The organism is Pseudomonas sp. JUb42 (assembly GCF_024807945.1).
GTDB lineage: Bacteria > Pseudomonadota > Gammaproteobacteria > Pseudomonadales > Pseudomonadaceae > Aquipseudomonas.
The window spans coordinates 326,550-351,064 of record NZ_JANUFD010000006.1 but is presented as its reverse complement, the minus strand read 5'-3'; the positions used below and the strand labels follow the sequence as shown (position 1 = coordinate 351,064).

General features: G+C 58.7%; 14 protein-coding genes. 13 read left to right on the top strand and 1 reads right to left on the bottom strand.

Annotated features, from left to right (window positions below; genetic code table 11):
• Positions 1 to 22: 22 nt before the first annotated feature.
• The gene (locus M2401_RS14535) at positions 23 to 1,018 is read right to left on the bottom strand and encodes an aldo/keto reductase (RefSeq protein ID WP_259103846.1); all 996 of its coding nucleotides are present in this window, start codon (positions 1,016 to 1,018) and stop codon (positions 23 to 25) included.
• Positions 1,019 to 1,138: 120 nt separating this feature from the next.
• Between M2401_RS14535 and M2401_RS14530 the strand changes: the two genes are divergently transcribed.
• The 13 genes from M2401_RS14530 to M2401_RS14470 all read left to right on the top strand — a co-directional run bounded on the left by M2401_RS14530 (position 1,139) and on the right by M2401_RS14470 (position 24,251).
• Positions 1,139 to 2,056, top strand: a complete 918-nt coding sequence (locus tag M2401_RS14530; protein ID WP_259103844.1) for a LysR family transcriptional regulator — start codon at positions 1,139 to 1,141, stop codon at positions 2,054 to 2,056.
• 104 nt (positions 2,057 to 2,160) lie between these two features.
• The gene (tpx, locus tag M2401_RS14525; protein ID WP_259103840.1) at positions 2,161 to 2,661 is read left to right on the top strand and encodes a thiol peroxidase; all 501 of its coding nucleotides are present in this window, start codon (positions 2,161 to 2,163) and stop codon (positions 2,659 to 2,661) included.
• A 230-nt stretch (positions 2,662 to 2,891) separates the two neighbouring features.
• Positions 2,892 to 4,277: an MdtA/MuxA family multidrug efflux RND transporter periplasmic adaptor subunit gene (locus tag M2401_RS14520; protein WP_259103839.1), complete on the top strand. Its 1,386-nt coding sequence runs from the start codon at positions 2,892 to 2,894 to the stop codon at positions 4,275 to 4,277.
• A complete protein-coding gene (locus M2401_RS14515) occupies positions 4,274 to 7,384 on the top strand; it encodes an MdtB/MuxB family multidrug efflux RND transporter permease subunit (RefSeq protein WP_259103838.1) in 3,111 nt (1,036 codons plus the stop codon). Before M2401_RS14520 ends, M2401_RS14515 begins: the two co-directional genes overlap by 4 nt.
• Positions 7,381 to 10,488 (top strand): efflux RND transporter permease subunit, encoded by a 3,108-nt coding sequence (locus M2401_RS14510; protein ID WP_259103836.1) that lies wholly within the window; start codon positions 7,381 to 7,383, stop codon positions 10,486 to 10,488. Before M2401_RS14515 ends, M2401_RS14510 begins: the two co-directional genes overlap by 4 nt.
• Positions 10,485 to 11,954 (top strand): efflux transporter outer membrane subunit, encoded by a 1,470-nt coding sequence (locus M2401_RS14505; protein WP_259103825.1) that lies wholly within the window; start codon positions 10,485 to 10,487, stop codon positions 11,952 to 11,954. Before M2401_RS14510 ends, M2401_RS14505 begins: the two co-directional genes overlap by 4 nt.
• Positions 11,955 to 12,465: 511 nt before the next feature.
• The gene (locus M2401_RS14500; protein WP_259103822.1) at positions 12,466 to 14,859 is read left to right on the top strand and encodes a type VI secretion system Vgr family protein; all 2,394 of its coding nucleotides are present in this window, start codon (positions 12,466 to 12,468) and stop codon (positions 14,857 to 14,859) included.
• 28 nt (positions 14,860 to 14,887) lie between these two features.
• Positions 14,888 to 17,641 (top strand): glycoside hydrolase family 19 protein, encoded by a 2,754-nt coding sequence (locus M2401_RS14495; RefSeq protein ID WP_259103820.1) that lies wholly within the window; start codon positions 14,888 to 14,890, stop codon positions 17,639 to 17,641.
• The gene (locus M2401_RS14490; RefSeq protein ID WP_259103819.1) at positions 17,634 to 18,407 is read left to right on the top strand and encodes a hypothetical protein; all 774 of its coding nucleotides are present in this window, start codon (positions 17,634 to 17,636) and stop codon (positions 18,405 to 18,407) included. Before M2401_RS14495 ends, M2401_RS14490 begins: the two co-directional genes overlap by 8 nt.
• A 101-nt stretch (positions 18,408 to 18,508) precedes the next feature.
• Positions 18,509 to 19,171 carry a hypothetical protein gene (locus tag M2401_RS14485; protein ID WP_259103817.1) on the top strand — a complete coding sequence of 221 codons (663 nt, stop codon included), beginning with the start codon at positions 18,509 to 18,511 and terminating at the stop codon, positions 19,169 to 19,171.
• Positions 19,172 to 19,418: 247 nt separating this feature from the next.
• Complete coding sequence (locus M2401_RS14480) at positions 19,419 to 19,670, top strand: PAAR domain-containing protein (RefSeq protein ID WP_259103815.1); 252 nt, start codon at positions 19,419 to 19,421, stop codon at positions 19,668 to 19,670.
• 2 nt (positions 19,671 to 19,672) lie between these two features.
• The gene (locus M2401_RS14475; protein WP_259103814.1) at positions 19,673 to 20,905 is read left to right on the top strand and encodes a hypothetical protein; all 1,233 of its coding nucleotides are present in this window, start codon (positions 19,673 to 19,675) and stop codon (positions 20,903 to 20,905) included.
• 310 nt (positions 20,906 to 21,215) lie between these two features.
• A complete protein-coding gene (locus M2401_RS14470) occupies positions 21,216 to 24,251 on the top strand; it encodes an ImcF-related family protein (protein ID WP_259103974.1) in 3,036 nt (1,011 codons plus the stop codon).
• Positions 24,252 to 24,515 lie beyond the last annotated feature (264 nt).

Genomic DNA, 24,515 nt, shown 5'->3' with positions numbered 1-24,515 from the left:
CATTTATACCGCGTGATAACTATCAGCCATTCACCATCTTCAACGACTCCTCGCCATACCGCTCTCCGGCAATCGCCTCTACCGGGAACAGCTCCTTGAGCGCCTGTAACTCGGATGGGCTCAGCTCGATGTCAAGCGCCGCGACGTTCTGCTCCAGGTACTTGCGCTGCTTGGTGCCGGGAATCGGCACAAGATCATTGCCTTGGGCCAGCACCCAGGCCAGGGCCAGTTGGCCCGCTGTTACGCCTTTCTCAGCGGCCAAGCGTTGCACTTGCTCAACCAGCAACAGGTTTTTGCCGAAGTTCTCACCCTGGAAGCGCGGGTTGGTGCGGCGATAGTCGTCGGCGGCGAAATCGTCCGGGTTTTTCAGGGTGCCGGTCAGGAAGCCTCGGCCGAGCGGGCTGTAAGGCACAAAGCCGATACCCAGACGACGGCAGGCGGCGAGGGTGCCGGTTTCTTCCGGGTCGCGGCTCCATAGCGAATATTCGCTTTGCAGCGCAGTGATCGGATGGACTTTATGGGCTCGCTCCAGGGTGCTGGCCGAGGCTTCGCTCAGGCCCAGATAGCGCACTTTGCCCGCCTTGACCAGTTCGGCCATGGCGCCCACCGATTCTTCGATGCTGACCTGCGGGTCGATACGGTGCTGGTAGTACAGGTCGAGGGTGTCGATCTTTAGACGTCGCAGGGTGGCATCGATGGCGCTGCGGATGTACTCGGGGCTGCCGTTGATGCCGCGGGCGCCGGGGTTGTTGGGGTCGCGGACGAAACCGAATTTGCTGGCGATCAGCACCTGGTCGCGTTTGCCTTGCAGGGCCTTGCCCAGCAGTTCTTCGTTGGTGAAGGGGCCATACATGTCGGCGGTGTCGAATAGATTGACGCCCAGTTCGATGGCGCGGTGCAGTGTGGCGATGGCTTCCTTGGTATCGGCGCCGGTGGTGTAGAAATCAGTCATGCCCATGCAGCCGAGCCCGATGGCGGATACCTGGGGGCCATTGTTGCCTAATTGACGGGTTTGCATGTGAGGTGCCTTGTGTCGATTGATGGTGACCTATTGTGACTGCTCGACAGAATCGGGATAAACCGGGTAAAACTGCTTTCACTGTTTAGATAATCCAAACAATCCTGACGAGAAAGCCCAATGGATCGTTTCAATGCCATGCGTGTGTTTACGCGCATCGTCGAGCTGGGCGGCTTCACCCGCGCGGCCGATAGCCTGCACATGCCCAAGGCTTCGGTGACCATCCTGATCAAGCAACTGGAAGCGCATCTGGGTGTGCAGTTGTTGCATCGCACCACCCGCCAGGTCAGCCCGACCCTCGATGGCCAGGCCTACTATCAGCGTTGCGTCAACCTGCTGGCCGATCTGGATGACACCGAGGCGGCGTTTTCCTCGGTGAGCAGCGCACCGCAGGGTGTATTGCGCATCGATATGCCGGTAGGTTTCGGTCGTCTGATCGTGATGCCCGCGCTGCAGGAGTTCAGTCAGCGCTACCCCTTGATCGAGCTGGAGATCGGCATGAGCGACCGTTCGGTGGATCTGATTCGCGAGGGTGTCGACTGCGTCATTCGTGCGGGGGTGCTGCTGGACGCATCCCTGGTGGCGCGGCCCTTGACCCGGCTGACCCAGATCACCTGTGCCAGCGACGGCTATCTGCAACGCTATGGCACGCCCGTGACCCTGGAAGATCTGCCACAGCATCGGGTTATTGAATATTTCTCTGCCAGTACCAACAAGCGTTACGGACTGGAGTTCATGATCGATGGTCAGGAGCGCGAGATCCTCATGCCTCGGGCTTTGTCGATCAATAACTCTGACGGTTACCTGGCTGCCTGCGAGGCCGGTTATGGCCTGGCGCAAACGCCGACCTATCACGTTGTCGAGCAACTGCGCAGCGGTAGCCTGCGTGAGGTGCTGAGCGATTTTAGGCCCCCGGCCATGCCGTTGATGGCGCTGTATCCTCCCCATCGGCAACTGTCACGGCGGGTGCGCGTTTTTGTCGATTGGCTGGTGGAGTTGTTTGCGCGTGAAGAATTCCAGCGCAGGCTCAATGGTTGAGTGAAATCCTCGGCAATGGGGTAGGTGACCCAGGCATTTCGTGGTTAACTTCCGGCTCGTTTCAACCCTGAAAACCTTTCATCCTGACAATAAGGACTCAGCTCATGGCTCAAGTGACTCGTAGAGGCGAACCGGTACAAATCAGCGGCGAATTGCCCAAGGTCGGTACTGCCGCCCCGGAACTGAAACTGGTTGGCGCCGGTCTTGCCGACGTGACCCTGGCTGACTTTGCCGGCAAGCGCAAAGTGCTGAATATTTTCCCAAGCGTCGATACTCCGACCTGCGCTACTTCCGTGCGCAAGTTCAACGCCCAGGCCAACGAACTGGCCAACACGGTGATCCTGTGCATCTCGGCTGACCTGCCATTCGCCCAGGCGCGCTTCTGCGGTGCCGAAGGCCTGGAAAACGTGCAAAATCTGTCGACCATGCGTAACCCGGAGTTCATGCAGAACTACGGCGTTGCCATTGCCGATGGCCCGATGGTCGGCCTGACCACTCGCGCCGTGGTGGTGCTGGACGAAGCCAACAACGTGCTGCACAGCGAACTGGTTGCCGAAATCGGCCAGGAACCTAATTATGAAGCTGCGTTGGCCGTATTGAAGTAATAGTTGGTAATACTCGCAGTATCTGGACGGTCCGGCCTTGCCCGGGCCGTTTTTATTTATGCTTCAGACGCTTAACAACGTAAGCACTAGGTAAATTGCCGGTAAAGGCCCTTTGCTTAGCGCTCACGAGTGCTTATTGTTCAGCCTCCGAAAAATTTATTGCCGTTTCAGCAAGGATCACGCTGAAACGCCGGTAAAACAGAAGCCCCACGCGCAATGGTTGAGTATTCATGCAATCGTCTGGTCCCCGTAATTCCCGTCGCTGGCTGATCAGCCTGTTGGTCCTGTTGATTATCGTTGGTCTGTGCTGGTGGTTCTGGCCGGGCTCGTTTGCCAATAAAGGCACGGATGCCCCGGCCAAGGGGACTCAGGCGGGTCACTCCGGTGAGCGTGGCGAAGGCCGTCGTGCAAGCGGCGCCAGTGCCAGCCCGGCCAAGGCCATGCCGGCACGCCCCGGTTTTGGCGGTTCCACCGGGCCGGTGCCGGTACGGGTTGCGCCGGTTACCCTGGGTGACTTCCCGATCTACTACAAGGCACTGGGCACGGTCACCGCGATGAATACCATCAACGTGCGCAGCCAGGTGGCCGGGCAACTGGTCAAGCTGTACTTCCAGGAAGGGCAGATGGTCAAGGCCGGGGACATGCTCGCCGAGATCGACCCGCGCAGCTACCAGATCGCCCTGCAACAGGCTGAAGGCACCCTGGCGACCAATCAGGCACTGCTGAAAAACGCCCAGATCGATGTGCAGCGCTATCGCAGCCTGTTTGCCGAAGACAGCATCGCCAAGCAGACCCTCGATACCGCCGAATCTCTGGTCAATCAATATCAGGGCACCATCAAGACCAATGTGGCGGCGGTCAACGACGCCAAGCTGAACCTGGACTTCACCAAAATCCGCGCGCCGATTACCGGGCGGGTTGGTCTCAAGCAACTGGACGTCGGCAACCTGGTCGCGGCCAATGACACCACGGCCCTGGCGATCATCACCCAGACCAAACCGATCAATGTGGTGTTCACCCTGCCGGAGAAAGACCTGTCCAACGTCATCGCTCGCTATCACAGCGGCGACAAGTTGCCGGTGGAAGCCTGGGACCGTGGCGACGTCAAATTGCAGGCCAATGGCGTGCTCGCCAGCCTCGACAACCAGATCGATATCACCACCGGCACCCTGAAATTCAAGGCCCGCTTCGAGAATCAGGACGAGACGCTGTTCCCCAACCAATTCGTTAACGCCCGCCTGCGCGCCGACACCCTCAAGCAAGCGGTGATGGTGCCATCGGCGGCCGTGCAGTTTGGCACCACCGGGGCGTTCGTCTATGCCCTGGACGGCGACAAAAAGGTCAAGATTCGTACGATCAAGACCGGCCCGAGCGACGACAAGTCGACGGTCATCAGCGAGGGCCTCGCCGCAGGTGATCGCGTGGTTCTTGAGGGCACTGACCGTCTGCGCGACGGCAGCGACGTGGAAGTGGTCAACGACAGCACCGAAGTGCCGAAAAGCCCCGGCCAGCAGTTGCAGGGCAAACCGAAGAAAGAAGAGGGCGAGCCGGCCCCGGCCGTCAAGGCGCCAGCCGCCAGGGTGGACGCGGTCAAGGTGGAAAGCGACAACGCATGAATATCTCGCGGCTGTTCATCCTGCGTCCGGTAGCGACCACCCTGAGTATGCTGGCCATTATCCTGGCCGGCCTGATCGCCTACACCTTGCTGCCGGTTTCGGCCCTGCCGCAAGTGGACTACCCGACCATCCGGGTCATGACCCTGTACCCCGGCGCCAGCCCCCAGGTCATGACCAGTTCGGTCACTGCACCGCTGGAGCGGCAGTTCGGGCAGATGCCGGGCCTGACCCAGATGGCATCCACCAGCTCCGGTGGCGCTTCGGTGATTACCCTGCGTTTCAGCCTCGACCTGAACATGGACGTGGCCGAACAGCAGGTGCAGGCCGCGATCAATGCCGCAACCAATCTGTTGCCCACCGATCTTCCGGCGCCGCCGGTGTACAACAAGGTCAACCCGGCTGATACCCCGGTGCTGACGTTGGCGATCACCTCGCCGACCATGCTGCTGCCCAAGCTCAATGACCTGGTCGACACGCGTATGGCGCAGAAGATCGCCCAAATCAGCGGTGTCGGTATGGTCAGCATCGCCGGTGGCCAGCGCCAGGCGGTGCGGATCAAGGTCAACACCGACGCTCTGGCGGCCAACGGCCTGAGCCTGGCCGATGTCCGCACGCTGATTGGCGTCTCCAACGTCAACCAGCCCAAGGGTAACTTCGACGGTCCGACCCGGGTGTCGATGCTGGATGCCAACGACCAGCTCAAGTCGCCAGCCGAATACGCCAACCTGATTCTGGCCTACGCCAACGGCGCGCCGCTGCGTCTCAAGGACGTCGCGCAGATCGTCGACGGCGCGGAAAACGAGCGCCTGGCGGCCTGGGCCAATCAGAACCAGGCGGTGCTGCTGAATATCCAGCGTCAGCCGGGTGCCAACGTCATCGAGGTGGTGGACCGGATCAAGACCCTGTTGCCGAGCATTACCGACAACCTGCCGGCCGGCATCCATGTCGCCGTACTGACCGACCGCACCCAGACCATCCGCGCCTCGGTCAAGGATGTGCAGCACGAACTGCTGATCGCCATCGTCCTCGTGGTGCTGGTGACGTTCCTGTTCTTGCGCCGCTTCAGTGCGACCCTCATTCCGTCGGTGGCTGTGCCGCTGTCGCTGGTCGGCACCTTTGGCGTGATGTACCTCGCTGGCTTCTCGGTCAATAACCTGACGCTGATGGCCATGACCATCGCCACCGGTTTCGTGGTGGACGATGCCATCGTCATGCTGGAAAACATCTCCCGGCATATCGAGGAAGGGGAGACGCCGTTGCAGGCGGCGCTCAAAGGCGCGCGGCAGATTGGCTTCACCCTGGTATCCCTGACCATTTCCCTGATTGCGGTATTGATTCCGCTGCTGTTCATGGCCGATGTGGTCGGGCGCCTGTTCCGCGAATTTGCCATTACCCTGGCGGTGGCGATCCTGATTTCCATGGTGGTGTCCCTGACCCTGACACCGATGATGTGCGCGCGGTTGCTCAAGCGTGAGCCGGAGCCGGGCGAGCAAAGCCGCTTCTATCGCGCCAGCGGTGCCTGGATCGACTGGCTGATCGAAGCCTACGGCAACAAGCTGCGCTGGGTGCTCAGGCATCAGTCGTTGACCCTGCTGGTGGCCGTCGCCACCCTGGCCCTGACCGTTTTTCTTTATCTCATCGTGCCCAAGGGCTTCTTTCCGGTGCAGGACACCGGGGTGATTCAGGGTATTTCCGAAGCGCCGCAGTCGATTTCATTTGCCGCCATGAGCGAGCGGCAGCAGGCCTTGGCCAAAGTCATCCTGGAAGACCCGGCGGTGGCCAGCCTGTCCTCCTATATTGGTGTCGATGGTGACAACGCCACGCTCAATAGCGGTCGGCTGCTGATCAACCTCAAGCCCAATGCCGAGCGCAACCTGACCGCTGCGCAGATCATCCAGCGCCTGCAACCCAATGTCGATGAGGTCTCCGGCATCCGTCTGTTCATGCAGCCGGTGCAGGACTTGACCATTGAGGACCGCGTCAGCCGCACCCAGTACCAGTTCAGCATGTCGTCACCGGATGCCGATCTGCTCAGCCTGTGGAGCGGACGTCTGGTCGATACCCTGAGCAAGCGCGCGGAACTCACGGACGTCACCAGCGACCTGCAGGACAGGGGGCTTCAGGTGTATCTGGCCATCGATCGCGATGCCGCCAGCCGACTGGGTGTGACCGTGGCCACTATCACCGACGCGCTGTATGACGCCTTTGGCCAACGGCAGATTTCCACTATTTATACCCAGGCCAGCCAGTACCGGGTGGTGTTGCAGGCCGATTCGGGCACTACCCTGGGCCCTGAAGCCCTGGAGCAGATCCACGTCAAGACCACGGCGGGCGGGCAGGTCAAGCTGTCGAGCCTGGCCCATGTGGAACAGCGTCAGGCGCAACTGGCAATTTCCCATATCGGCCAGTTCCCGGCGGTAATGATGTCGTTCAACCTGGCGCCGGGAGAGTCTCTGGGCGCGGCGGTGGACGTGATCAATCAGGTGCAGCAGGACATCGGCATGCCAATTGGCGTGCAGACTCAGTTTCAGGGCGCGGCGGCGGCTTTCCAGGCGTCGCTTTCGAGCACCTTGCTGCTGGTCCTGGCGGCGGTGGTGACCATGTACATCGTGCTGGGTGTGCTCTACGAGAGCTATATCCACCCGATCACCATTCTCTCGACCCTGCCATCGGCAGCCATCGGCGCCTTGCTGGCGCTGCTGATCAGCGGCAACGATCTGGGCATGATCGCCATTATCGGCATCATCCTGCTCATCGGCATCGTCAAGAAGAACGCGATCATGATGATCGACTTCGCCCTGGACGCCGAACGCAATCGCGGCATCGCCCCGGACGTGGCCATCTATGAAGCGGCGCTGCTGCGCTTCCGGCCGATCCTGATGACCACCCTGGCGGCGTTGTTCGGTGCCGTGCCGCTGATGTTCGCCACTGGTTCCGGCGCGGAGCTGCGCCAGCCGCTGGGTCTGGTGATGGTGGGCGGGTTGCTGGTCAGCCAGGTGCTGACGCTGTTCACCACGCCGGTGATCTATCTGTTCTTCGACCGCCTCGGTCGTCGCTGGGGCCGCAAGCCTGACGCACCGGCAAACCTGGAACGGGCGGACGCATGAATCTTTCCGGCCCATTTATCCGCCGTCCGGTCGCGACCCTGTTGCTGAGTCTGGCGATCATGCTGCTGGGCGGCGTCAGCTTCGGCCTGCTACCGGTGGCGCCGCTGCCCAATATGGACTTCCCGGTGATCGTGGTCTCGGCCAGCCTGTCCGGGGCCAGTCCGGAAGTAATGGCCTCCACCGTGGCGACGCCGCTGGAGCGTTCCCTCGGCGCTATTGCCGGGGTCACCACCATGAGCAGCCGGTCAAGCCAGGGGTCGACGCGGATCACCCTGCAATTCGATATCAAACGCGATATCAATGGCGCCGCCAGGGAAGTGCAGGCGGCCATCAACGCCTCGCGCAATCTGCTGCCCAGCGGGATGCGCAGCATGCCGACCTACAAGAAGATCAACCCGTCCCAGGCGCCGATCATGGTCCTGTCGATGACCTCCGACGTGCTCAAGAAGGGTCAGCTGTACGACCTTGCCTCGACCATTCTGTCCCAGAGCCTGTCCCAGGTGCAGGGTGTGGGCGAGGTGCAGATCGGTGGCAGTTCGCTGCCTGCGGTGCGTATCGAGCTGGAACCGCAGTTGCTCGACCAGTACGGCATCTCCATGGATACCGTACGCACGGTGATTACCGGTTCCAACGTGCGACGGCCCAAGGGTTTTATCGAGGATGCCCAGCATAACTGGCAGATTCAGGCCAACGACCAGTTGAGCAAGGCCAAGGACTACGAGCCGCTGATCATTGCCTACCAGAACGGCGCGGCCCTGCGCCTGAAGGACGTGGCCAAGGTCAGCGATGCCGTGGAAGACCGCTACAACAGCGGCTTCTTCAACGACAAGGCCGCTGTGCTGCTGGTGATCAACCGCCAGGCCGGGGCCAACATCATCGAGACCGTTGCACAGATCAAGGCGCAGTTGCCAGCGTTACAGTCGCTGCTGCCGTCCAACGTCAAGCTCGACCTGGCGATGGACCGATCGCCGGTGATCAAGGCGACACTGCATGAAGCGGAAATGACCCTGCTGATCGCCGTGGTGCTGGTGATCATCGTGGTATTCCTGTTCCTCGGCAGTCTGCGCGCCTCGCTGATTCCGACGCTGGCGGTGCCGGTGTCTCTGGTAGGCACCTTCGCAGTCATGTACCTGTACGGCTTTTCCCTGAATAACCTGTCACTGATGGCGCTGATTCTGGCCACGGGGTTGGTGGTGGACGATGCCATTGTCGTGCTGGAGAACATCTCCCGGCATATCGACGACGGTGTCCCGCCGATGGAGGCAGCGTTTCTCGGGGCCAAGGAAGTGGGTTTTACGCTGCTGGCGATGAACCTGTCGCTGGTGGTGGTGTTCCTCTCGATCCTGTTCATGGGCGGGTTGGTGCAGATGCTGTTTCGCGAGTTCGCCATTACGCTTTCGGTGGCGATCGTTGTCTCCCTCGTGGTGTCCCTGACCCTGACACCGATGCTCTGCGCCCGCTGGCTCAAACCCCACGTACCGCAGCAGGAAACCACCCTGCAACGCTGGAGCCGCAAGGCCAACGACCGCATGGTCGTGGTCTATGACCGCAGTCTGGGCTGGGTGCTGCGCCATCAGCTCCTGACCTTGCTGACGTTGTTCGCCACCATCGGGCTCAACATCGCTCTGTATGTCGTAGTGCCCAAGACCTTTCTGCCGCAGCAGGATACCGGCCAGTTGATGGGCTTCGTCCGTGGCGATGACGGCCTGTCATTTTCGGTCATGCAGCCGAAAATGGAGACCTTCCGCCGGGCAATCCTCGCTGACCCGGCAGTGGAAAGCGTTGCCGGTTTCATTGGCGGCAACGGCGGCACCAATAACGCCTTTATGATCGTGCGCCTCAAGCCGATTCAGGAACGCAAGATTTCTGCCACCGAAGTGGTCGATCGTCTGCGCAAGAACATGCCGCCGGTGCCGGGCGGGCGGGTATTCCTGCAGCCGGACCAGGACCTGCAACTGGGTGGCGGTCGCGAGCAGACCACTTCGCAATATCAGTACATCCTGCAGAGCGGTGACCTTGGCCTGTTGCGCGAGTGGTATCCGAAGGTGCTGGCGGCGCTCAAGGCCACGCCGGAGCTCACGGCCATTGACGGACGGGAAGGGCGTGGCGCCCAGCAAATCACCCTGAAGGTCGACCGCGACACGGCCAAGCGTCTGGGTATCGACATGAGCGCGGTGACCGCCGTGCTCAATAACGCCTACAGCCAGCGCCAGGTGGCAACCATCTATGAAAGCCTGAACCAGTACAAGGTGGTGATGGAGGTCAATCCCAAGTATGCCCAGGACCCGGTGACCCTCAATCAGGTGCAGGTCATCACCTCCACCGGTGCCCGAGTACCGCTGTCAGCCATCGCCCGCTACGAGAACACCCTGCAGGATGACCGTGTGACTCACGACGGCCAGTTCGCCTCGGAAACCATCTCTTTCGACCTGGCCGACGGTGTGGAACTGGAGAAAGCCACGGCAGCCATCGAGCGGGCAGTTGCCAGTGTCGGCCTGCCCAGCGATGTGATCGCCAAGATGGCTGGCACGGCCGACGCCTTCGCTGCGACCCAGAAGGCCCAGCCGTTCATGATTCTTGGCGCGTTGCTGGTGGTCTACCTGGTGCTGGGTGTGCTGTATGAAAGCTACATCCACCCGCTGACCATCCTCTCGACCCTGCCGTCGGCCGGCGTCGGCGCGCTGCTGAGCATCTACCTGCTGGGCGGGCAGTTCAGCCTGATTTCCCTGCTCGGACTGTTCCTGCTGATCGGTGTGGTGAAGAAAAACGCGATCATGATGATCGACCTGGCCCTGGTGCTGGAACGCACCGAAGGCATGAGCCCGCTGGAGTCCATCCGCAGCGCCTGCCTGCAGCGCCTGCGGCCGATCCTGATGACTACCATGGCAGCGATCCTCGGCGCCTTGCCGCTGTTGCTGAGCAGTGCCGAAGGTGCGGAAATGCGTCGCCCCCTGGGCCTGACCATTATCGGCGGGCTGGTCTTCAGCCAGGTCCTTACGCTTTACACCACCCCGGTGGTCTACCTCTATCTCGACCGTCTGCGCCATCGCGTCAATCAATGGCGTGGCGTACGCACCGATGCCGCTCTGGACACTCCGCTATGACCGCTCACCTGACTGCCAAAACCCTCAATCCATGGCCGCTGCGTACCTTGCAGTTGGCGCTGTGCGTGGCGCTGCTCGGTGGCTGCGCGGTAGGGCCTGACTATCACAAGCCGGACGTGACCACGCCTGCGCAGTTCAAGAACGCCGAAGGCTGGAGCCAGGCCAAGCCTGCCGATGCCTTCGCCCGTGGCGCCTGGTGGGAAATCTACGGCGACAGCCAGCTCAATGGCCTGGTCGAAACCCTCAACAGCTCCAACCAGACCGTGGCCCAGTACGAGGCCCAGTACCGCCAGGCTCGTGCCCTGGTGCGCAGCGCCCGCGGGGCGTTTTTCCCGACGGTCGACCTGTCCGCCGGCAAGACCCGCTCCAGCCAGGGCACCGGCAGCAGCAGTTCCAGCCTGAGCAGCTCGAGCAGCGGTATTCGCGATACCTACAACACCCAACTGGGCGTCAGTTGGGAAGCGGACATCTGGGGCAAGCTGCGTCGCGGCCTGGAAGCCGACACCGCCAGTGCCCAGGCCAGCCTCGCCGACCTGGCGTCGATGCAGCTGAGCCTGCAATCGGAACTGGTGCAGAACTACCTGCAACTGCGGGTGATCGACGAACAGAAACGCCTGCTCGAAGCCACAGTGGACGCCTATGAGCGCTCCCTGAAGCTGACCCAAAACCAGTACCGCGCCGGTATCTCCGCCCGCGATGCCATCGCCCAGGCCCAGACCCAGTTGAAAAGCACCCAGGCCGACCTGATCGACCTGCAATGGCAGCGCGCCCAGTATGAAAACGCCATCGCCGTGCTGATGGGCAAGGCGCCGTCCGAGTTCAGCCTGGCGCCGACCACGTCCATTCCCGCGCTGCCGCAAATCCCGGCGTCAGTGCCGTCACAACTGCTGGAACGCCGCCCGGACATCGCCGCCGCCGAACGTTCAGTCATGGCCGCCAACGCTAATATCGGCGTGGCCAAGGCCGCCTACTACCCGGACTTCACCCTCAGCCTCAGCGGCGGCTACAGCAGCAGTACCTTCAGCAACTGGCTGACCCTGCCGAACCGCTTCTGGTCCGTAGGGCCGCAACTGGCCACGACCCTGTTCGACGGTGGTCAGCGCTCGGCCGAGGTCGACCGCACTGAAGCGGTGTACGACCAGACCGTCGCGCAATACCGTCAAGCCGTGCTCAACGGCTTCCAGGAAGTGGAGAACTACCGCGTGCAGCTCAAGGTTTACGCCGACGAAGCCGTGGTGCGCGCTGAGGCACTTGATTCAGCCCGGGAATCCCTGCGCCTGACCAACAACCAGTACAAGAGCGGGCTGATCGGCTACCTGGATGTGGTCAACGTACAGACCACGGCCCTGAGCAATGAACGCAGTGTGCTGACGTTGCTGCAAAGCCGCCTGGTGGCCAGCGTGCAGCTGATTGCGGCGCTGGGCGGCGGTTGGGACGCCGGGCAGGGGTTGCAGCTCAAGGATTGACTGGTTGATTGGGGCCTGGCGGCGTGCAATGCGTCGCTGGGTATGTAAGTGCGATATTACTTCCAACTCCTGCTAATGAGCTTGGACTTCAATGTTTCCAGCTTGGTGCTGACTTATCTCTATTAAACAATATTTATGTTCGTTAAACGGAGCTGGTTTTTGTTAGTTGGAATAGAGTTTGAAGTTTGCGCGTAGGATATTTCCGATGTTGTCGGCGATTTTTCCCAAAGTTGCTTTGTGGTATGGACTCGCGATGAAGGATAACTCAGTGTTCGGTGTCTGATATATGAGCTGTGCCTACGTGTCCGGCTTCATCGCTTTGCCATCGTGGATTTAAGACGTTCTTCTCGTTGTTGACTCCTGCAGTTGGCCTGCGAGCTTCTCTATTTTCGGCACAGCAATGGCGAATTTTTAGGTGAGATGAGGATGTTAGTCATATGAAGAAAATAACTGAGTTATTGGTGGATCATCTGGATGTGTCCTTCGGCACGTGTTTGAAGGGGCTCTGATCATGGCCAGCCCACTCAAGGTGTTCTTCGACCACACCCGCCACAAACTCCGCGTCAGAGGCCTCGACGCCAACCTCGACATCCTCGCCTTCACCGGCACGGAGCGGTTGAGCGAACCCTATAAATATGTTGTGGAATTCACCTGCCCCGAGCAGGACATCGCCGTGGACCGCATCCTCGGCAAACGCGCCGATTTCACTCTGCACCGGATGCCTGCCACGTTTACGAAAAAACGGCTTAGCTCGTCCGACATCGTGCCCGAAGCGCCCCTGCGCACCCTGCACGGCATGATCACGGACTTCAAACGCCTGTCCAGTTCCCGCGACGAAGCCCGCTATGAAGTCACCTTGCAACCTCGCCTGGCCTTGCTGGGCAAGGGCAAACAGTTTCGCATCTACCAACAGCAGTCCGTGCCGCAGATCGTTGAAAGCGTCCTGCGCAGCCGTCACGATTTCGAGGGCCAGGACTTTCTCTTCAGCCTGGTGCGCGACTACCCACGGCGCGACCAGGTCATGCAATACAACGAAAGCGACCTGGCCTTTATTTCGCGTCTGCTGGCCGAGGTGGGCATCTGGTATCGCCTCACCCGTGACGAGCGCCTGAAGATCGACGTGGTGGAGTTCCACGATGACCAGCGTCACTACATCAGGCCGCGTATCGAGTTGCCGAACCTGCCATCGTCCGGCCTCAGCGACAGCGGCCAGGACAGCGTTTGGGCTCTGCAGACCCAGCATCAGGTCGTCGAAAAAACCATCAACTTCCGCGCCTACCATCACCGCGATGCCCGTGCCTGGCTTGATGGCGAAGTGGACCAGACCCGAGGCGACCCCACCACCTACGGTGAGGCCTATCACTACGGTGAACCCTACAGCGTGCTCGGCGACAAACTGGCCAAGGACGAAGACCTGCAAAGTGAAAGCGGCTTCTTCTATGCGCGCCTGCGTCACGAACGCTACCTCAACGACCAGGCCCGCCTCAGCGGCATCAGCAGCCTGGCGACCCTGGCCCCGGCGCAGATCCTCAAGATCACCGACAACGCCCTCGACGCCTTCAAGCCCGGCGCAGTGATTACCCAGGTAAAACTCACCGCCGCCCGCGACCGCAGCCTGGAAGTGACCTTCCAGGCCATGCCCTATGCCGAAGACATCTGCTTTCGCCCACCGCTGCTGCCCAAACCCCAAATCGCCGGCACCGTGCCGGCACGAGTCGCCAGCACGCGCGCCAATGACCCCTACGGCCATATCGATATGGAAGGCCGCTACAAGGTCAACTTCCTGTTCGACCGCGACACCTGGAAACCCGGTTGGGAAAGCATGTGGCTGCGCCTGGCCCGGCCCTACGCCGGTGACACGCATGGTCTGCACCTGCCGCTGATCTGCGGCACAGAAGTGGCCGTGGCCTTCGAACAAGGCGATATCGACCGCCCCTACATCGCCTACGCCCTGCACGACAATAAACACCCCGACCACGTCACCCTGGGCAAACGCGACTACACCCGCAACGTCCTGCGCACGCCGGCCAACAACAAACTGCGCATGGAAGACCGCCGGGGTGAAGAACACGTCAAGCTCAGCACCGAGTACGGCGGCAAGAGCCAGTTGAATCTGGGGCATCTGGTTGATGCCGAGAAGAAGAAACGTGGTGAAGGGTTTGAACTGCGCAGCGATGGCTGGGGGGCGATACGTGGCGGCAAGGGTGTGTTTATCAGTGCCGATGAACAGGCCAAGGCGCAAGGCCAGGTCCTCGACATGGCCGACGCCGTCACACGTCTGCAAGACGCGGGCGAGCAACTGCAAGACCTGTCCAAAGATGCCCAGGCCAGCCAGGCCGATCCCGCCGATGTACAGGCGCAACTCAACCTGCTCAAACAGGACCTGGATCAACTCAAATCCGCCGTCCTGCTGCTCAGCGCCCCCCAAGGCATCGCTCTGACCAGCGGCCAGCACCTGCAACTGACGGCACGGAAAAACCTGATGCTCAACGCCGGTCACCAGACCGATATCAGCGTGGTCAAGCGCCTGTTTATCGGCGTCGGCGAAGGCCTGAGCCTGTTCGTGCGCAAGCTGGGTATCAAGCTGATTGCCAATCAGGGCCCGGTGAAAGTGCAGGCGCAGAACGACAGCCTGGAACTGCTGGCGCGGCAGGGTTTACAGATCATCAGCACCGAAGATGAGATCCATATCACCGCCAAGAAGAAGATCGTCCTTAACGGCGGCGGCAGCTACATCAGCATTGATCCGAACAAGATTGAGTCGGGGACGGTGGGGGATTACCTCGTTAAATCCGCAGTTTTCCAATACAGCGGCGCAGCCAGTCAGCCACTGGGTATGCCACAAGCACCTCAACTCACCAAACAAGAGATCGAGTCCTTGGGGCTCACGGACTTCTCTGGCTAAAGCCATTGCACAAGGAGCAAAACACACCATGGTCAATTACGCCCCCGACTTCTTGCGGTTCAAACAACCCTACGACCCGTTCTCGCCAACACTAGACGCGCTGCCCATCCTTTCGCCGTTGCTGTCCGAGGTCCGCGCCAATGCCGTGCCGGTGGTAAAGAACTGGAGCCACCCGTTCAAAGACAACCGCAATCCATTGCAGCAACTGACCCATCTGGCCAAGGCAGTGGCAGGTTTCTATCCGTTGGGCGCCAGCGGCCTCTGGCATGGCGGTATCCATTTCGACGGCGGCACGGCCGACACGCTGGATCAATCCAGTGTCCACTGTTTGGCTGATGGTGAAGTGGTGGCATACCGCATTGACCGGCATTCGCCGACCACGATGTACTGGGTCAACAACATCACCGTCAACAAACCCTTCTCGCGCAACTTTGTGCTGGTCCGCCATCGCCTCCAGTTGCCGAAAGTCGAAAGCAGCGAGGTCGAACCACCCAGCCTGATCTTCTACAGCCTGTACATGCATCTGCAGGACTGGGCGGTATACGAGGGCGACGAAACCATCGCACGCCCGCCGTTCTGGTCCGAAGGGGCCACCCGTTACGTCAAGCAGGACGTCAACGACATGCATATCCGTTACCCGGACCAACAAGGCCTGAACGTCCGGGCTCATGGCCCAACGGGCCCCATTCTCGATCTGGCGCTACGAGGCAGTCAGGTTACGGTCAGCGGCGAGGGGAATTTCCGCAAGCTGGAAAGCACCTCAGGCCCGGACTACCTGAAGGATGCCGAGGGTGCCCTGCGCGGCTATATCTCGGCCGATTACTTACGCCCCATCGCTGGCGGCCAGTACCGAATTCACTGTGCAACGAAACTGAATATCCGCGCCGAACCGCGCAGCCGTGACCGGTTTGGCAAAGAAGTCGAAGTCCTGGGGGCGCTGCCCAACGGCACGGAGGTCACGGTCAGCGGTGAAGGCGCCTTCCGCAAACTGGAGCACATCAACCAGTACGTGCACTACCCGTCGCTGCAAGGCAAACAGGAACCCTTGGCGCAGGATCAAGTAGTCGTTCTCGACCAGCCTGTCCCCATCAAGGCCGGGGATCTGATCGGCCATATCGGCCTGTATCAAGACCAGGGCGCGCAGCAGCCGGAAAGAAAGCTGCACCTGGAGGTATTCAGCGGCGATGACGTCGAAGTCTTCATCAAGAACAGCCGCGCTTGGGCGCAACGTCTACCCGCCACCAGCAAGACCTGGCTGAAGCTTGCCAAGGGCACGCCTGTCGTCGCCCATCAAGAGCACTTCAGCCCTCAATATCCACCCACGCTCAGCGCCGCCAGCACTCCGAGCGACGCCGACCTGCAGGTTCCCAAAAGTCTGCTCGATGGCTTACCCGCCGAACGCAAGATCACCGTCCCCGCTGCGTGGGATCGCAAGACCTGCAACTGGTATCGCCTCGACGGCCTGCTGCACGACGCCAATAACACCTTGCTCGATGGCTGGATATGCGAAGAGGTCGGCGTCACACCTTGGGTCAGCCCATGGGAGTGGGACGGTTATGACGCCCTGTTCAACTTCGATCCTCCACGACTCATGCTGGCGTCTTACCTGCGCATCGCCAATCGCTTTGACGATGTTCAACTCGAACGCTTTGGCCCAATCGCCGACGCGGGAGACAAAGGACCGATCAAGGAACGTCTGTACGACATCATCGACCGCAACCGCGACGGTCAGATCACCGCTCCGGAATTGCGCGCGGCACTCAGCCTGCCGGCCCATGCGCAATCCATCTCGCAACTGATCTTCCACTCTGAAAGCGAGTGGTACCACACACCGAAGAAGTGGGATGCCCTGGATGAACTGCTCGGGCATAGCGGCTCGACGCCGAACTTGAATTGGCTGGCGGAGAAAGACCGGATCAAGCAATTGGGTTGGTGGAGTGAGGTGGCAGAGAAGGTTGGGTTGCAAGAGAGCGGGAAGGTGTACCACTTTCACCCGCTAGGAATGAGTAGTAAGTTTATGGGAAATACATACGCGAGTTCAATATGCAAAAAATGCAGTTCTGTTATACATTTGACCAAAGAGTTTTTTGAGGAGATATGTGGTGATAAAGTGGCGGAATCCTTCATTAACTCAATGGTAGAAGCCTCTGGGCAGCTGTTTAGAAAATATGATGTGGATAGCTGTGATCAGATTAAGCATCTTTTAGCACAAGCAAAAAAAGAGACCGGTGGTTTTGTATATCTCCGAGAGTCCTTGAATTATTCAAGAAGGACTTATACATCCGCAAAGCTTTACAGAATGGCGCCGACCGCAATTAACGCAGGTTTTGCTAGGAAAGGAATTACATTTGCGAACGAATCGGAAAAGCTAATATGGATTGATGAAAACCTGATTGGAAATGATGCGGCCTACGGCGAACATTGCTTCGGGAGTAAAGAGCAACCGGGGAAAGATTTTCGCGGGCGGGGGCTGATCCATCTTACGCATTATGAGACATATAAGAAGTGTGCAAAAGAAACTGGCCTTCCAATTGACTCCAATCCTGAGCTTTTAGAAACTGATTTTTCAGTGGCCATAGAGACCGCTTTGTGGTTCTGGAAGAGTAGGAATATAGCGACTATTGCTGAAAACATTTCACTTTCTGGAGATGCCGCAGTCATTGCGGTAACACGGCCGATAAATACCGGATTGGAAGGACTGTCTGAGCGACAACGATTCAAACGAGAGATTTCTCCTATATTTAATCGCCATTTCCGAAGCGGGTGTTCTAGAAATGATTAAGTTTATGCTGCCTCTGTTTTGTTATTGCTTGTTTTCGGTTGCACTTGCAGATGATCGTGCATGCAGTGAGTTAGGTCTGAAAGAAGCCTATCGATCGGTAGCTATAAATGGCGTAGTAGCATGCTTTTTTCACATGGAGGCGGATGACAATACAGGAGGAAAAATATCTGCTGTCTCTCACAAAATATCCATGTATTCAGCGCCTGAATCCGGAAGGCTAGAGCTTATTTATGAATTTCCATATGCAGGGACCAAGGGGCGGATAAATGATGTTTTTTTACAGTCCATTGAAGGTGAGGCAGAAGAGCTTTTATTTGTCATTCACAGCATGGATAAACCAAGCGCGTGGGAGTCGGTAGGTGATATTTATGATGTGAGTGTGTTCAGAAGTCGGGAGCAAAGGTTGCTTAGGGACGAGAAACTTTCTAGTTATTTTGATATTGGAGGGGACTTTGTAAACTCTGAGGGTGGCTCCACTTACGTTTATCCCTATAAAAATAGGGAGTCAATCAAGAATGCCTTGCGGTCGCCAATTTTTCAGGCTGTCAAATCATCGTTAGTGATTAAGGGTGTCGTCAACGGAAAAGCTTTTCTATACGGGGGAGATACAGAACCTACTATTCAAAATTCAAGTAATATGTATTTGATAAATGGTGACGACGTTGAGGTGATGACCTCGATGGCTGGGTTTTGCAAAATATTATACTCCTCAAAGAAAGGGCCGATTGTTATGTGGATGCAATGTAATAGAATAGATTCTAAGTGAGCAGGTTGTGGTTTAGCGCGCCAATTGAATCGCTAAGTTTGTTGGGGGTTTCAGATGGTTTTTGCTCATGAAACCTAATAAGTAATCGAGGGTGCAGTCTGTTGGTTAGAAATGTTTTAGTTATTGCCTTTGGCTTGTTGTTCTATGTGGAACTTGTCGGGGCTGATGATTTTCGGCAGCCATTTTATTCGTCGCTCGCGCGGGATGTTGCTAATTGCAATCATTTCGGAGAGTGCACAGCGGATATTGGTGAATATGGTCGCGAAATATTGCTTTCGTGCGAAACACGAAAAGCGGCAGTGATGTGGAATCGTAAAAGGCCAGGAGCATTTCTCATTGCCTGTGATTGTGAATGTACATCTCACGATAATGTCGGTTGGGTAATAGATTTGAAGACACCATTTGAAGAACGACGGATTCAAAAAATCCATCTTGGGAAGAGCGTCACTATTGAAGGTTTGAGTCAACGACCCCTTCTCATTTTTGACATGATGTCTTCCCACTCACTATGTGAGACCGTAGACGGTGAGGAACTGAAAAAAAGTATTTTTGTATCCTTAGCGAAATACTCTACAGGCATTGACGTAGATCCATATTGTTTTTCTCCTGTTTACATAGTTGAAGGGGGCGGTTATTTAGAGGCTAAAACAAGTAATAACCAAGATAAGCATCGAGAGCTTCCTCGTATTGAAGATAGTAGCTCTGCAGTAGGGGTGGAGGTTATTCAACATATAATCCATCTGTCAATTGCGAAGGGTGAATAAGTGTTTTTATAGGGGAGGAGTTTTTAATGTTGCTCGTAAATTTAACTAGGGGCGCAAAAAAAATGGGGCTTTGACAAAAGTCGTTAGCTGGCGGGAATTTTTAACAGGGAGAACAGAAGAATGTGCTATGCACGAATTAAATAATCAAAATATGGATTTTTCCATAGAGTGGCGAAAGGTTAATTGATTGTTGTAATTAGTGACAATCAATCCACTTAAATTCATTTTATATACGGAGCATCCCTATATGAAGGGTGTCATTCGAATAGATGACAAAACAACAAGTGACGGCAAAGTCCTTTCTGGCTCTAGGGCCATGAAATTCGACGGTATCGGCGTAGCTCGCAAGGGCGATCCGGTGGAATGCCCGACCCATGGTCGAACAGTGATTGCGGAAGGACATCCGACTTTCAAGGACAATGGCATGCCAGTGGCTTTTCATGGGCATAGCTGTGCGTGCGGCTGTACGTTGATTTCGTCACTGCCCCGAGCGAGTTAGTCATGCCAGTCAGATTGGATAAAGTTCCTGCGACGGCATTGCGGTCCTCACGACCTCGCATCTGGCTTTGGCTGGGGTTATTGCCGTTGTTCTTGCTGATTGGGATGGCAGCGGGAGTTCTGTTCAGCACTCAATCCTTAGATCAGCAGCCATCCAGCTTCTGGAAGATGGTTTTCGGCGTGCCCATGGCTATCTGGGGCGTGCTGGGTTTTGTGCGATTAGCCGGATATATCGGCCAACAAAGCGTTGCGGACGGTTGGGATGAAGCTCGCCAAGAGGACTTGACGCGCAGGATTCGTCGTGGCCGACGTTCTCAGCAGGTCTTGGGCATGAGCCTGTACACAGCGTTGCGAGAACCATACGTTCAACCTGCCGCTCAACTTGATTCGCTGTTGAACAAGAACCAGGCCATTAAGACCCAGCCATCCTCGCAAGGTGAAACAACGCTGCACAGTCGTTTGCCAGCGAGGAGCGATGAGACCGTTGAGGCGATGCTATGTCGGGTATTGGGAGAGGTGCTTGGAGATATGGCGCAAGCGCTGGCGCCATTACCTCACAATCAGCCGCTAACGCTGTTGCTGGATGTCGATAGTCCTTTACAGAGGAACGAACTACGCAGGCTATGGGAAAAGGCATGGTTTGATTCCAGCATTCGTCAATCGTGCGAATTCATCGACGGCGACGGCTTATCTGCGGTGGATCAATGGCTGGACCAGCGTATTACTGATCAGGCGCTATTGATGGTGGTGGCACTGCAAATTGCCCCGTCACAGCCCACTGGCACGGCCGAAGCGGCAGTCGGGTTGTTATTCGGTAACCGACTGACGCAAACGACCTTGCCGCCGTTGGCTTACCTGCATCGCCCTGAGCAGGCGCGTGAGCCTGACACCGAATCGTCACTGCTCTATGCCACGCGTCAGGCCCTGGATTGGGTGCCGGTGGAAGCGAAGTCCATTGAGCAGGTCTGGCAAGTCGGCATCGACCGGCAGCGTGATGCATCAATACCCGTGATCCTGACCGACCTGGGACTGCCGTCGAAGCCTAAACAAGGACTCTGTGATCTGGATGCTCTGCTGGGTCATCCGGGACACGTCTCCCCGTGGCTGGCCATTGCCGCTGCCACGCAGAACCTTCAACGCGGCGTCGGGCCGCAATTCATTTTCAGCGGCGAGCCCTCGGTTGAGGCAGGGCTCTGGTGCACGGTCGTAATGCCTGCACCACCGCTTTCCAGGTAGGAAACTCAATATGCAATTTCGACGCTCTGTGAGCATAGGGGCTGTAGCTGTCGCGCTTTTGTTGCTGGGCGGGGCCCTGGGGCTAGCTGTGTGGCAGTTCCCCGAGCGGCTGGGGATGCGCACTGGCACTGATCAACACGCGTTTTGGTTGTGGGCGATCACGGTGACGACGCTGGTCACGGTTATGTTCCTGGGCGGTTATCATTGGTTGGGGCGGCAGGTGGGGCGTTCGGGGTATTCGCCGGGGCCTGCAGACGATGTGCTTGAACTGGCGCCAGCAAAGTCCAAGTCCGCAGAGCCAAACCCAGGGATGAAGGCGCGTGCTTATCTGCGCGAACACTACGGCCCTCTCTGGCGCTACAAGGTACGGTTGCTGCTGGTGGTCGGCAAACCCGAACACGTCGAAGCCATCGCCCCCGGCCTGACCGACAAGCACTGGCTGGAAGGCCAGCACAGCGTATTGCTGTGGGGCGGCCGAGCGCAGGATGAATTGAAGGTCACCTTTGCCGAGCAGTGGCAGGGCCTGAGTCGCTGGCGGGCGCTGGACGGGGTGATCTGGGCGCTGGACAAGACCCGCAGCAGCGATGCGGCGGCGATGAGTCAGGGCGTGCGCCGCCTGCAGGATCTGGCGCGCTCGCTGCACTGGCAGTTGCCGATCCATCTGTGGCAGGTCTGTGCCAGTCTGTCGCCGCAGACCGGGCGTGACACCCAGCCGGTGGGCGTAAGCCTGGCGGCACGCTTTACCGCGCAGCAATTGGAAGACAGCCTCACGCAACTGGTGGACCCGCTGCGTCAGCTTGGCTGGAAGCAGATGAAGGTCAAGATCACCCATGACTTTTTGACGCGCCTGTCCCGTGATTTGCACGTGGAAGGCATTGCTCGGTGGCGCAAGGTCCTGACGCCGCTGCTCGGCGAGTTCGCCTACGGTTTGCCCCTGCGCGGCCTGTGGTTCAGCCTGCCGTTGCCCGCCGCTCAAGCGCAGGATCTGCAGAGTAACCATTGGTGCGCGGACGCGGCCTGGCAGGGCGTGCTCGGCGAGCGCGGCGGTAAAGGCCGTCGCCTCGGTTGGCCTGTTACCCGGATGGTTTATGCCGTGTTCATGGCGTCGGCGCTAATCGGCACCATCGGCCTGCTCCTGTCCTTCAACGGCAACCGTGCGCTTATCCTCCAAGAGCAAAACACCCTGACCTCTCTGCAACAGGCGCAAACCCCGCACGAGCAAATCCTGGCCCTCCATAACCTGGCCCACGAAGTCGCGCGCCTGGACTACCGCGCACAAAACGGCGTGCCCTGGCACTTGCGCTTCGGCCTCAGTAAAAACGACATCCTTCTCGACGCCCTGTGGCCGCGTTATGTCGAGGCCAATTCCCGGCTGATCCGCGACCCCATGGTCGCCCATCTGCAAGGCCAGTTGAGTGAGTTGGTCGCGCTTAAACCCGGCAGTCCGGAGCGGGCCGAAGCAGCGCGGCATGCCTATGAGCCGCTCAAGGCCTATTTGATGTTGGCGCAGCCGCACAAAGCCGATCCCGCATTTTTGATCAAAGCCATGAGTGACAGTGCGCCGGTGCGCGATGGACTTAAACCCAATCTCTGGCAGTTCTACGTCGAACAATTACCCGCCCATCCGGACTGGCGCATCGATGCCGATCCCGTGCTGATTGCCAAGGTCCGGCAGATCCTTATCGGCCAACTGGGGCAGCGCAATGCCGAGGCCGCCTTGTACCAGCAGGTGCTCGACCGCAGCGCCAATCAATTTCCCGACCTGAATCTGCGGCAGATGGTCGGCGATGCCGAGGCCTGGACGCTGTTTTCCACCACGGCCAATGTGCCGGGCGTGTTTACCCGTCAGGCCTGGGAAGGTCAGGTGCGTCGCTCCATCGATGAGATTGCCGAGGCGCGGCGTGAGGAAATCGACTGGGTGCTCAGTGATGCGCCCGGCGAACTGGCGGTGGAGTTGACCCCGGCGATGCTCAAGCAGCGCCTCACCGAGCGCTATTTTCAGGACTACAGCGGCGTCTGGCTGGATTTTCTCAATAGCCTGCGCTGGCACCGGACCGATAGCCTCGGTGAAGTCATCGACCAACTGACGATGATGAGCGATGTGCGTCAGTCGCCGCTGATTGCCCTGGTCAATGCCCTGGCCTACCAAGGCCGTGCGGGGACTCGCAGTCAGGCCTTGGCCGACTCTCTCATTAACTCCGCACAAAAGTTGATCAGCCAGGACAAAACAACCGCCATCGATCAACTGGGCCAAGGCCCGAGCGGCCCGCTGGACGCCACCTTCGGCCCCTTGCTGGCCCTGCTGGGCACCGACCCGGAAAACAAAGGCAACGCCAGCCTGAGCCTGCAAGCCTTCCTCACTCAAGTGACGCGGGTCCGCCTGAAGCTGCAACAGATCAGTCAGGCAACCGATCCTCAGGCCATCAGCCAGGCCCTGGCGCAGAACGTGTTTCAGGGCAATAGCGTCGAGCTGACCGACACCCAGGCCTACGCCAACCTGATCGCCGCCAGCCTCGGCGCCGAGTGGGGCACGATTGGCCAGACCCTGTTCGTCCAGCCCCTGGACCAGGCCTGGCAGCACGTGCTGCAACCTTCGGCGCGGGCGCTTAACCAGCAATGGCAGCGGGCAATCGTCGACCACTGGAACACTGCTTTCGCCAGCCGCTATCCCTTCGCCGCCACCAACAGCGACGCCTCGTTGCCCATGCTCGGGCAACTGATCCGTGCCGACTCCGGGCGCATCGAGCAGTTTCTGCAACAGCAGTTAAGTGGGGTGGTGCGCAAGGAAGGCAATCGCTGGGTCGCCGACCCGCGCCATAGCCAGGGTTTGCGCCTGAACCCGCAGTTTCTCAAGGCCATCAACCAGCTCGGCGAACTGGCCGACGTGCTCTACACCGACGGCGGCATGGGCCTGAGTTTCGAGCTGCAGGGCAAGCCGGTGCGGGACATCGTCAACACCACCTTCGTGCTCAATGGCGAAAAGCACCACTACTTCAACCAGCGCGAATTCTGGCAACGCTTCAACTGGCCGGGGCGCGGCGATCACCCAGGGGCGATGCTGACCTGGACCAGCGTCAAGGCCAGCGAACGCCTGTACGGCGACTTCGCCGGTACCTGGGGCCTGATTCGCCTGTTGGAAAAAGCCAAGGTGACCACACTGGACGACGGCGACAGCCGCTACCGCGTGGAAATCACCGCCCCCGACGGCCTGAACCTGACTTGGCATCTGCGCACCGAGCTGGGTGCGGGGCCGTTGGCGTTGCTCAAGCTGCGGGGGTTCAAGTTGCCCAGGCAGATTTTTCTCGAGAGCGGCGGGGCGGGCGGAACATCTTCGCACCGTGGCTAGGGCTGAATAAGCCGGTTTACTCTGTTATGGGGGTAAACCCGTTGGCATCAATTCAAATGGTTGGTTATGCCTTCACAAGTTACCCACTAGCTTGTAGGACTATTCCGACAATTTAGAAGAGTTTTCCTAAATGTCAGTATGGCTATGGATTAGTTGCTCGAGATAATTCACCGTTACCGGGTGTGAAGCACATCTTAACTCTTGTGACTAATCTACTGCGATAACATGGCAATTTACTTTATCTGACGACTGCCCATTATCAAG

Bases quoted from the DNA above. Each gene is read 5' to 3' on its own strand.
- M2401_RS14515 (WP_259103838.1), top strand. From the start codon at position 4,274: ATGAATATCTCGCGGCTGTTCATCCTGCGTCCGGTAGCGACCACCCTG.
- M2401_RS14480 (WP_259103815.1), top strand. From the start codon at position 19,419: ATGAAGGGTGTCATTCGAATAGATGACAAAACAACAAGTGACGGCAAA.
- tpx (WP_259103840.1), top strand. From the start codon at position 2,161: ATGGCTCAAGTGACTCGTAGAGGCGAACCGGTACAAATCAGCGGCGAA.
- M2401_RS14510 (WP_259103836.1), top strand. From the start codon at position 7,381: ATGAATCTTTCCGGCCCATTTATCCGCCGTCCGGTCGCGACCCTGTTG.
- M2401_RS14470 (WP_259103974.1), top strand. From the start codon at position 21,216: ATGAAGGCGCGTGCTTATCTGCGCGAACACTACGGCCCTCTCTGGCGC.
- M2401_RS14520 (WP_259103839.1), top strand. From the start codon at position 2,892: ATGCAATCGTCTGGTCCCCGTAATTCCCGTCGCTGGCTGATCAGCCTG.
- M2401_RS14495 (WP_259103820.1), top strand. From the start codon at position 14,888: ATGGTCAATTACGCCCCCGACTTCTTGCGGTTCAAACAACCCTACGAC.
- M2401_RS14475 (WP_259103814.1), top strand. From the start codon at position 19,673: ATGCCAGTCAGATTGGATAAAGTTCCTGCGACGGCATTGCGGTCCTCA.
- M2401_RS14535 (WP_259103846.1), bottom strand. From the start codon at position 1,018: ATGCAAACCCGTCAATTAGGCAACAATGGCCCCCAGGTATCCGCCATC.
- M2401_RS14490 (WP_259103819.1), top strand. From the start codon at position 17,634: ATGATTAAGTTTATGCTGCCTCTGTTTTGTTATTGCTTGTTTTCGGTT.
- M2401_RS14505 (WP_259103825.1), top strand. From the start codon at position 10,485: ATGACCGCTCACCTGACTGCCAAAACCCTCAATCCATGGCCGCTGCGT.
- M2401_RS14530 (WP_259103844.1), top strand. From the start codon at position 1,139: ATGGATCGTTTCAATGCCATGCGTGTGTTTACGCGCATCGTCGAGCTG.
- M2401_RS14500 (WP_259103822.1), top strand. From the start codon at position 12,466: ATGGCCAGCCCACTCAAGGTGTTCTTCGACCACACCCGCCACAAACTC.